General features: G+C 71.5%; 10 protein-coding genes. 8 read left to right on the top strand and 2 right to left on the bottom strand.

What is annotated here, in order from left to right; translation table 11 throughout:
• Positions 1-138: 138 nt before the first annotated feature.
• Positions 139-639: a sigma factor-like helix-turn-helix DNA-binding protein gene (locus ABTX60_RS04740; protein ID WP_352095614.1), complete on the top strand. Its 501-nt coding sequence runs from the start codon at positions 139-141 to the stop codon at positions 637-639.
• Between the two features lie 22 nt (positions 640-661).
• Positions 662-910 carry a hypothetical protein gene (locus tag ABTX60_RS04735; RefSeq protein ID WP_352095613.1) on the top strand — a complete coding sequence of 83 codons (249 nt, stop codon included), beginning with the start codon at positions 662-664 and terminating at the stop codon, positions 908-910.
• Between the two features lie 21 nt (positions 911-931).
• Here ABTX60_RS04735 and ABTX60_RS04730 read toward each other — a convergent pair whose 3' ends face one another.
• Positions 932-2086, bottom strand: a complete 1155-nt coding sequence (locus tag ABTX60_RS04730) for a cystathionine gamma-synthase (protein WP_352095612.1) — start codon at positions 2084-2086, stop codon at positions 932-934.
• Between the two features lie 118 nt (positions 2087-2204).
• Between ABTX60_RS04730 and ABTX60_RS04725 the strand changes: the two genes are divergently transcribed.
• The 3 genes from ABTX60_RS04725 (at position 2205) to ABTX60_RS04715 (ending at position 4867) form a co-directional block, all read left to right on the top strand.
• Positions 2205-3326 carry a hypothetical protein gene (locus tag ABTX60_RS04725; RefSeq protein ID WP_352095611.1) on the top strand — a complete coding sequence of 374 codons (1122 nt, stop codon included), beginning with the start codon at positions 2205-2207 and terminating at the stop codon, positions 3324-3326.
• Positions 3327-3418: 92 nt separating this feature from the next.
• Positions 3419-4087, top strand: a complete 669-nt coding sequence (msrA, locus tag ABTX60_RS04720; RefSeq protein ID WP_352095610.1) for a peptide-methionine (S)-S-oxide reductase MsrA — start codon at positions 3419-3421, stop codon at positions 4085-4087.
• A 6-nt stretch (positions 4088-4093) separates the two neighbouring features.
• Positions 4094-4867: a hypothetical protein gene (locus tag ABTX60_RS04715; protein WP_352095609.1), complete on the top strand. Its 774-nt coding sequence runs from the start codon at positions 4094-4096 to the stop codon at positions 4865-4867.
• A gap of 42 nt (positions 4868-4909) precedes the next feature.
• On the opposite strand, the gene ABTX60_RS04710 is transcribed toward ABTX60_RS04715, so the two are convergent.
• Positions 4910-5443, bottom strand: a complete 534-nt coding sequence (locus tag ABTX60_RS04710; protein ID WP_352095608.1) for a DUF4253 domain-containing protein — start codon at positions 5441-5443, stop codon at positions 4910-4912.
• A gap of 469 nt (positions 5444-5912) precedes the next feature.
• Here ABTX60_RS04710 and ABTX60_RS04705 point away from each other — a divergent pair, with 469 nt between their 5' ends.
• The 3 genes from ABTX60_RS04705 to ABTX60_RS04695 all read left to right on the top strand — a co-directional run bounded on the left by ABTX60_RS04705 (position 5913) and on the right by ABTX60_RS04695 (position 8864).
• Positions 5913-7043 carry an AI-2E family transporter gene (locus ABTX60_RS04705; RefSeq protein WP_352095607.1) on the top strand — a complete coding sequence of 377 codons (1131 nt, stop codon included), beginning with the start codon at positions 5913-5915 and terminating at the stop codon, positions 7041-7043.
• A 114-nt stretch (positions 7044-7157) separates the two neighbouring features.
• Complete coding sequence (locus ABTX60_RS04700; protein WP_352095606.1) at positions 7158-7853, top strand: DUF4389 domain-containing protein; 696 nt, start codon at positions 7158-7160, stop codon at positions 7851-7853.
• An 81-nt stretch (positions 7854-7934) separates the two neighbouring features.
• Positions 7935-8864, top strand: coding sequence for a DUF5829 family protein (locus ABTX60_RS04695; RefSeq protein ID WP_352095808.1), 930 nt, complete (start codon positions 7935-7937; stop codon positions 8862-8864).
• Positions 8865-8878 lie beyond the last annotated feature (14 nt).

Here is an 8878-nt window from a genome sequence, read left to right as displayed (position 1 = left end):
GCCCCAGCCGTAGGCGACACCGCCCGAGCCGTACGCGGCTCTTGACCTCGGGGCCGTCCCTGGCCTGATATGAGACCGGGCCCCGTCGCGAGCGGCCGGGGCCCTCGTCCTCAGGGGCGCCGTCGGGCGGGAGGTGCGGTGCTGGAGCGGCATGCGTCCCGGGCAGCCCGTCGCGCCCGGGAGTTCGAGGCGTTCGTCGCGGGCGCGGCCGGGCGGCTGCTGCACGCCGCCACGCTGCTCACCGCCGAGTCCCCCGACGACAACCCCCGCGCGCGGCGCCTGCTGACACTGTCGCTGGCGCACACGTACGCGTGCTGGGACCGGTTGCACGGCGAGGATCCGTACGACCGCACCCGTCGGCAGCTGGCCACCCGCTTCGCGCGCGGCGCCTGGCACCAGCACGGCGCACTCGGCCGCGCCCGGCCGCACCCGGCGAGTCCCCTGGCCGCGCTCACCCCGCAGGAACGGCTGATCCTGGTGCTCCGGCTCCATGAGGGTGTCGCCGAGGAGCAGACGGCCGCCCTGCTCGGTCTGTCCCCGGAGCGCGTACGGGCGATCTGCCACCGGGCCACCTCGGCCCTGCTGCACCGCTCGCGGGGCCCGGCCCCGGCGGTGACGGCCACGAAGGCGATGCCGTGAGCCCGGCCGAGCGGAGAGCGGCATGAGCGGCAACGACCGCGAGGCGACCGTGCGCAGGCTCCTGGAGCAGCCGGCGCGGCCTCTGCCTCCCGAGATCCACACGGAGGCGGTGCGCCGCGGTGGCCGCATGCTGCGGCGCAGGACGCTCGCCCGCCGTCTCCTGTGGCTGCTGCTGTTCGCGGCGGCCGTGGCGTTCACGGTGTGGGCGCTGACGGCCCGCCCCTGGGTGGAGCCGCCGTCCGACACGACTCCACCCCTCACCGGCTGGTGACCCGCCGGGGGCCGTACCGGTCTAGCCGAGCGCCTGCTGAAGGTCCTCCACCAGGTCCTCGGCGTTCTCGATGCCGACGGACAGCCGCACCAGGTCGGCGGGGACCTCCAGGGCCGATCCGGCCACGGAGGCGTGCGTCATGCGGCCGGGGTGCTCGATCAGCGACTCGACGCCGCCCAGGGACTCGCCCAGCGTGAAGATCTTGGCGCGGTTGCAGACCTCGACGGCCGCCTCCTCGCCGCCCTCGACGCGGAAGGAGACCATGCCGCCGAACGACTTCATCTGCTTGGCGGCGACCTCGTGACCGGGGTGCTCCGGCAGGCCCGGGTACAGCACGCTCGTCACGCGCGCGTGCCGGGTGAGCATGTCGGCGACCTTGACCGCGTTCTCGCTGTGCCGGTCCATGCGCACGGAGAGCGTCTTGGTGCCGCGCAGCACCAGCCAGGAGTCGAAGGGCCCGGCGACCGCGCCCATCGCGTTCTGGTGGAAGGCCAGCTCCTCGCCCAGGCCGGCGTCACCGGTGATCAGCGCACCGCCGACGACGTCGGAATGACCGCCCATGTACTTGGTCAGCGAGTGCACGACGACGTCCGCGCCCAGCGACAGCGGCTGCTGGAGGTAGGGCGTGGCGAAGGTGTTGTCGACGACGAGGCGGGCGCCGGCGTCCCGTGCGACCTGCGCGACGGCGGCGATGTCGGTGATGCCGAGCAGCGGGTTGGAGGGCGTCTCCACCCAGACGACCTTGGTCTTCGGGGTGACGGCGGCCCGCACGGCGGCCGGGTCGCTGGTGTCGGCGACCGACCACTCGATGCCCCAGCGGGCGACGACCTTGGCGAACAGGCGGAACGTGCCGCCGTACGCGTCGTTCGGGATGACCACGTGGTCGCCGGGGCTGAGCAGCGTACGCAGCAGGCAGTCCTCGGCCGCCAGCCCGGACGCGAACGCGAGCCCGCGGCGGCCGCCCTCCAGGGCGGCGAGGTTCTCCTCCAGCGCGGTCCTGGTGGGATTGGCGCTGCGGCTGTACTCGTAGCCGCCGCGCAGCCCGCCGACGCCGTCCTGCTTGTAGGTCGAGACCTGGTAGATCGGCGGGACGACCGCGCCCGTCAGGGGGTCGGCGGTGTTGCCCGCGTGGATCGCGAGCGTCTCGAAGTGCTGACTGATGTGCCTGTCGCTCATGAGCACCGAGGGTAGTGCGCCGGAGCGGCGCGTGCCGGGGGGCGGCGTGAGCCGGAGTTTTCCACAGGTTCCGGGAGCAGGTTGGCCAATTGTCGGCGCGGTCTGGTTCGCTTGACGCATGGAGATTCTCTGGGTCCTGATCGCGCTGGTCATGCTGGGCTTCGTGCTGCTCCCCTTCCTGCGGCGCAAGCGCGGTGGTGCGACAGGGCTGGTCTCGCCCGACCACCCGGACGCGGCGGACCCGGCGAACTACGGCTTCGCCCTGGAGGAGGAGCTCGACATCCGCATGCCCGGCCCCGACCAGGACCTGCTGGACGTCCTGGACGTCGTGCAGCGCACGCAGGACCACCGCGCCGCCCAGCAGCTCCTGGCGGGCACGGAGACGGAGGGCGAGCGGCGCTGGCAGCGCGTGCAGGCCTTCGCGGGCGCGGCCTCGCTGGAGCTCTCGCGGCGGCCCGGCGGAGTGAGCGAGGCGCCGGGCGGGCAGTGGCTGCGGGTGTGGCGGGCCGAGGCGCCCAAGGACGCGGGCGGTGCGGCGGTGCACGCCGAGTTCCTGGTGCAGCAGGCGTGGCGGACGGCGACGCCGGGGACGGACGAGTTCCGGATCATCATGGAGGAGGCGAGGGCGGCGTGCGGTGAGGCGGCGCTGCTCGCCCCCGGTGACCCGATCCCGTACATCGTCGAGCTGTCGGTGGCCCGCGGCCTCGGCTACTCCCAGAAGGACTTCGAGCAGGTCTGGCTGAAGATCCTGGACCGCGCCCCGGCCCACATGGGGGCGCATCTGGCGGCGGTGCACTACTGGTGCGAGAAGTGGCACGGCTCGCGTGCGGAGGCGTACGCGTTCGCCGAGGCCGCGGCGGCCCGCGCGCCCCGGGGCTCCCTCCTCTCGGCGATGCCCCTGTTCGCGGTGTTCGAGCACCTTCCCGAGGTGACGCTCGTCGCGAGCTTCTGGCAGAGCGAGGTCGTCACGAAGGCGGTCCACGGCGCGCTGCACGCGGTGCACTCGGCCCGCCCCGACGACCCGATGCTGGCCCATGTCCGGCACATGCTGGTGTTCTTCCTGGTTCGCGGTGAGCGCTGGGCGGAGGCGATGAACCAGCTGGTGCACATCGACGGCCACGTGGGCGCCCTGCCCTGGACCCTGTCCGCCGACCCGGCGGCGGAGTTCGCGGTGTACCGGGCCCTGGCGGTGGCGGGCTACGAGGCGAACGGCGGCAGCCCGGCGAGCCTGCCGCACTGAACCCCGCCGGGCCGCCGTGCGGGCCCGGTACCTGCCGGAATTCCGGGCGGTGGCGCCACGTTGACGAGGGGGCCGCCCCGATTGGAGACCGCATGTTCCCGCACAGCCGTACGCCCCAGCTGCCGACCGCCGAGCAGGCGCTGCCCGGGCGCCCGGAGCCGGCGTTCACGGTCCCCGACCGCCACACCGTCCTCGGCAACCCGCTGCTCGGCCCGTACCCCGAGGGCCTGGAGACCGCCGACTTCGGCCTCGGCTGCTTCTGGGGAGCCGAGCGCACGTTCTGGCAGCTTCCGGCCGGTGTCTGGACGACCCTCGTCGGCTACCAGGGCGGCCACACCGAGAACCCCACGTACGAGGAGGTCTGCTCGGGCCTGACCGGCCACACCGAGGTCGTCCGGGTGGTCTTCGACCCGGAGCAGGTCTCGTACGAGCGTCTCCTGAAGACGTTCTGGGAGTCGCACGACCCGACGCAGGGCTTCCGGCAGGGCAACGACGTGGGCACGCAGTACCGCTCGGCGGTCTACACCCACACCCCCGCCCAGGAGGCCACCGCCAAGGCCTCCGGCGCGGCGTACCAGAAGGTTCTGACGTCCTCCGGCTACGGCGCCGTCACCACGGAGATCGTCACGACGGAGGGCCGCCCCTTCTACCCGGCGGAGGGCTACCACCAGCAGTACCTGGACAAGAACCCCGCGGGCTACTGCGGCATCGGCGGCACTGGGGTGTCCTGCCCGATAGGTGTTGCCAAGGCCGACGGCTGATTCGAAGTGAGCGACAACGAGAAGATCACACGGTTGTTTGCGGCTCTCGGCGCTGACGATCCGCAAGGCTGGGCTGCATCAGAGGTCGCGGAGAACCTTCCTCAGCTGGCTCGGTACCGGTTCCTCCGAGCACTGTCGCAAGACATCGAGGCGTGGGACACGGCTTCGGTCAGCTCCCTCCGCGACGGCATTGACGCCGAGGGGGCGACCGGGTCGAATCCCACGATGGATCTCGGGCGCCTTGCTCGCCACGTTGCCCGTGAGATGGCCTTCAGCGTCTTGCGCCGCCTGGCGGACCCGGACAGCGACGGCCTCTCCGCTGACATACGACAGCAGATGCCCGGATGGGTTCTCACGGAGACGACACCCGCCGGAGAGCCGACGCACCGCTCGCTGGATTGTCTGTACGAGGACCTCAACACCGTGGTCGGCTCATCGCCCGGCACGCAGCCGAGCAGGACGGTCGCGGCAGGCTGGATCTGGTCGGGCAATCTCCGCCCGTTCTGCGAGTACCTCGCGGCGGAAGTGGAATACGACTTCGACGACAGCGACTGGTTGGCCGTCGACACGGCACTGCCCGAGACCGACGACGACCAGCCACGCTCGGCCTGGTACACCTACCCCCTCGTCGGGCGCGACCGCGTCGATCTCCACATCGCCCGATCCGTGGACGGCGACGAGGTGTCCGTGAGTGTCGAGGGGACCGTGGACAGCCGTGTCCGAAGCCGTGTCGAACTGCTCTTCGACATCATGGCGCGCTACGCGCTCGCACCGGAATGAACCCGAGGCCGGGCTGCCAACGAACCGCAGGCGGATGGTTGCTCAGTCCCACCAGAAGAACCAGGTTCGCGTCGGGACCTGCACAGCGACCTCGGGCAACCCTCCGATGACCTGGTCCAGGTCGGGGCAGTAGGCGTAGTGCTCGATCGCGACCCGTGCTGCCTCCGACGGGGCCGCCGGAGGGTGCTCCACCGACAGCATCACCTCGTGGGTGTCGAGGTAGAAGATCTCCGCACCGTAGCGGTCGTGCCACGCCCGCAGGACGCTCGCGTGGTCCCGGTAGGACAGTCCTTCCCCGCCGGGGAACGGCGTGTGGTTCGGCGTGAACGGTGCGTCCAGGAGTTCCGGGAGACCGGAGGGATCCTCGGTGGAGACGAGGCAGATCCACTCGGGGGGCTCTGCGAAGAAGGTGGCGAGCAGGGACTGCGCGGACCTGGGGGCCCGCGCCCCGGCCGCCGGAGTGGAATCCGCGAGTCGCCGGGCCAGGTCTTCGAAGTCGCGTGCGGGGGCCGGGTGTGCCTCGGGCCCTCTGAACCACTGCGCCTCCGTGAGAAGGTCGTTCGCCTGCAGCTCCATCAGCCTCTCGACGATCGGCTGTCGGCCCTTGTCGACGCGGCTGTCGCCGGCTACGCCCGCCCATTCCCACCGGCTCGGTGAGGTGTGAGAGACGAAGGGCCACAACCCGGTGGATCCGTATCGCTCACGTGCGCGTCTCCACACGTCGAGACACGCCCCTGGCTCGCACCGGAAACCGAAAAGGGCTCCCCCTCCCGGGATTCGAGCCGTTCGCACCTGGTCCGCAGGCACACCCAGCTCGGCAGCGAGTGTGTCCATGGGGTCGCCCCGCATCGCTCTTCCCTTTCACTCGTGTCCCTGGCGCTGAACTGCGGGCAGGGCCCATGGTGATTCTCTCGACGAGAACCCCCGCACGCGGGCACAGATCGAAGCGGCCCTGCACGTCTTCAGCATGTACACCGTGCGCTGACGGTTGGTTCCCGAGGTACGGGGCTGCTGCGGGTGCCCTGTCAGCCCGTAGGGTGCCTGCGTGACTGCGCCCTTGAATTCCGACAGGTCCCGTGCCGCGCTGCGGACATCCGCGCGGGTGTCCGCCGAGTTGCTGCTGGTGCTCGCCATGTCCGCCGTGGCGGTGTGGTTGCTGGGCCGGATGTGGTCCGTGGTGTGGCCACTCGTGGTCGGGCTGCTGCTGACCACGCTGACCTGGCCCGCGGCCCGGCTGCTGCGCCGTCGCGGGTGGCCGCCCGCGCTGGCCGCGTCGGTCGTGACCGTGCTGTTCCTGCTGGTCGCCGTGGGTGTGGTGGCGCTGATCGCCGTACCGGTGGCATCCCAGTCGGGGGAGCTGACGGACGGTGTCGTGGAGGGCATACAGCGGCTGCGCGAGTGGGCCGCCGGGCCGCCGCTGAACATCGGGGACGCGCAGATCAACCAGGCCTTCGACAGCGCGGTCTCCCGCGCGCAGGAGGGCGTCGGCAGCATGGTGGGTGCCGTCGTGACCGGGGTGAGCACCGTGGTGAACGGCGTCGTCACCGCCGTCCTCGCGCTCTTCCTGATGTTCTTCTTCCTGAAGGACGGCCCGCGTTTCCTGCCGTGGCTCTCCCGTCAGCTGCCCGGCCGCTTCGCCACCGACGTGCCGACCGTGTGCGCGCGGAGCTGGGACACCCTGGGGGCCTTCGTACGGTCCCAGGCGGCCGTCGGCCTGCTCGACGCCGTCCTGATCGGGATCGGCCTGTGGATCCTGGGTGTCCCGCTGGTGCTTCCGCTCGCGGTGCTGACCTTCGTCTCGGCGTTCGTGCCGATCATCGGCGCCCTGTTCGCCGGCTTCGTGGCGGTGCTCATCGCGCTCGTGTCCAACGGTCTGACGGACGCGGTGATCGTGCTGGCGATCATCGTGGTGGTGCAGCAGCTGGAGGGCAACGTCTTCCAGCCCATGATCCAGAGCCGTGGTCTGGGTCTGCACGCGGCCGTCGTCCTGCTGGCGGTGACGCTGGGCGGCAACCTGGCCGGCATCGTGGGCAGCCTGCTCGCCGTGCCGGTGGCCGCGCTGATCGCGGTGGTGTGGAACTACGTGCGCGAGCAGCTCGTCGATCCGGCGGGCGAAGCGGCGGCCGACGAACCGGACGCCGACGAACCGGATGCCGGAGCGGCCGTCCCGTCGTAGCGCCCGGCCGCGGCCGCCCTGGGGTGCCCGACCGCACCGACGCGCGAACGGCCCAGCTCGGGTCGCGGGGCTCCTCCTCGCTTGCGAGTCTGCAGGCGAGAGGAGCCCCGCCCCATGATTGCTGTCGCCGCGTCACCCGTGCGTCTGGAGGCGTCCGTCGATCCCCGCCTGTCCCGGTGGATGTGGCTGGTGAAATGGCTGCTCGCCATCCCGCACTACATCGTGCTGGTGTTCCTGTGGTTCGCGTTCACCGTCGTGACCGTGATCGCCTTCTTCGCCATCCTGTTCACCGCCCGCTACCCGCGGCCCCTCTTCGACTTCAGCGTCGGCGTGCTGCGCTGGAACTGGCGGGTCGGCTACTACGCGCACACCGCGCTCGGCACCGACCGGTACCCGCCCTTCACCCTCGCCGACGTGCCCGACTACCCGGCGCGCTTCGACGTCGCGTATCCCGAGCGGATGTCGCGCGGACTGGTCCTGGTGAAGTGGTGGCTGCTGGCGATCCCGCAGTACATCGTGGTCGCGATGTTCGTCGGGGGCGGCTGGGGCGGGGACGACTGGCGGGGCGGCGGGCTACTGCCCTTCCTCTCCCTGGTCGCCGTCGTCATCCTGCTCTTCACCGCCCGCTACCCGCGGCCCCTCTTCGACTTCCTGATCGGCCTCGCCCGCTGGGCGGCCCGGGTGACGGCCTACGTCACGCTGCTGACGGACCAGTACCCGCCGTTCCGACTCGACCAAGGCGGGCAGGAGCCCGCACCGGCGTCACCGGCGGCATCACCGCCACCGGCGGACCCATTGACCAAGGCCTGACCCGCAAAGGGATCCATCCACAGCGGAACCGTTCCTTCCCGCCCTACGCTCCCTCGCATGGTTCTCAGACGAGCGTTACAGCTGATCATGGTCGTCGCTCTGGCCCTCGCGGGGGCGGTCCAGGGTGGCGTGAGCACGGCACGGGCACAGGGGAACGGGGCCTCGGACGGGCGGCAACTGCTGTTCTACAACCACGCCTACGGCGTGTTCGACCGGCAGACCGCGGACGCCATCGAGCACTCCTCCTACCTGCGGGACTTCGCGAACTTCCAGGTCCGCACCACGACCGGCTCCGGTGGGCAGACCTGGACCGGCCGCTATCTGATGGGGCGCGAGACCTACTTCGAGCTGTTCGGAGTGGGCGATGTACCGGGCAAGGACGGCACGCTCGGCTCCACCGGCCTGGGCCTGTCCACCGAGCACGCCGGCGACCTGCCCCCGGTGGTCGAGCGGCTGCGGAAGGCCGGGATCAGCGACCCGGTCGAGTTCCCGCAGACGCGCGACTTCGGCGACGGCGTCCCCGTGCCCTGGTTCGACGCCGTCCTCACCACCGGCGAGTACGACCTCTTCGGCGCCTGGGCCATGGAGTACCGGCCCGAGTACTTCGCCGACCCGCGCGGCAACACCGAGCCCGCCTCCCACCCGGGTGACGTGGGCCGGGAGCGCTACCTGTCCGACGCCTACCGCGACCACCTGATGCGGGACGTGACCGGAATCCGGCTCGCGGTGACCGCACGCGACCTCGCCGCAACGGTGCCGCTGCTGAAGGCCGGCGGTTTCGCGGTCCGGTCCCTGCCGGACGGGGGCGTCCTCGCGAAGGGCGGCGGCACCACGATCCGGTTCGACTCGGTGCCCCTGGACCGAGTGGGCCTCAAGCAGGTCGAGATGGCGCTGAACCACCCGGTGTCGTACCGGCACGTGGAACGGATCGGCCACTCGGCCCTCGTGGTCGGCCCGGGGTCGCGGGCGGTGTGGACCTTCGAGGACCAGGACCGGCCGGACGCCGGGTAGGGCCGGGCCCAGGG

The organism is Streptomyces sp. NPDC126510 (genome assembly GCF_040302345.1).
Taxonomy (GTDB): domain Bacteria; phylum Actinomycetota; class Actinomycetes; order Streptomycetales; family Streptomycetaceae; genus Streptomyces.
This window is presented reverse-complemented; position numbering and strand designations above follow the sequence as displayed.

What these genes read in the sequence shown, in the direction of transcription:
- ABTX60_RS04725 (WP_352095611.1), top strand. Translation starts at nt 2,205, where the DNA reads ATGGAGATTCTCTGGGTCCTGATCGCGCTGGTCATGCTGGGCTTCGTG.
- msrA (WP_352095610.1), top strand. Translation starts at nt 3,419, where the DNA reads ATGTTCCCGCACAGCCGTACGCCCCAGCTGCCGACCGCCGAGCAGGCG.
- ABTX60_RS04735 (WP_352095613.1), top strand. Translation starts at nt 662, where the DNA reads ATGAGCGGCAACGACCGCGAGGCGACCGTGCGCAGGCTCCTGGAGCAG.
- ABTX60_RS04700 (WP_352095606.1), top strand. Translation starts at nt 7,158, where the DNA reads ATGATTGCTGTCGCCGCGTCACCCGTGCGTCTGGAGGCGTCCGTCGAT.
- ABTX60_RS04710 (WP_352095608.1), bottom strand. Translation starts at nt 5,443, where the DNA reads ATGGAGCTGCAGGCGAACGACCTTCTCACGGAGGCGCAGTGGTTCAGA.
- ABTX60_RS04730 (WP_352095612.1), bottom strand. Translation starts at nt 2,086, where the DNA reads ATGAGCGACAGGCACATCAGTCAGCACTTCGAGACGCTCGCGATCCAC.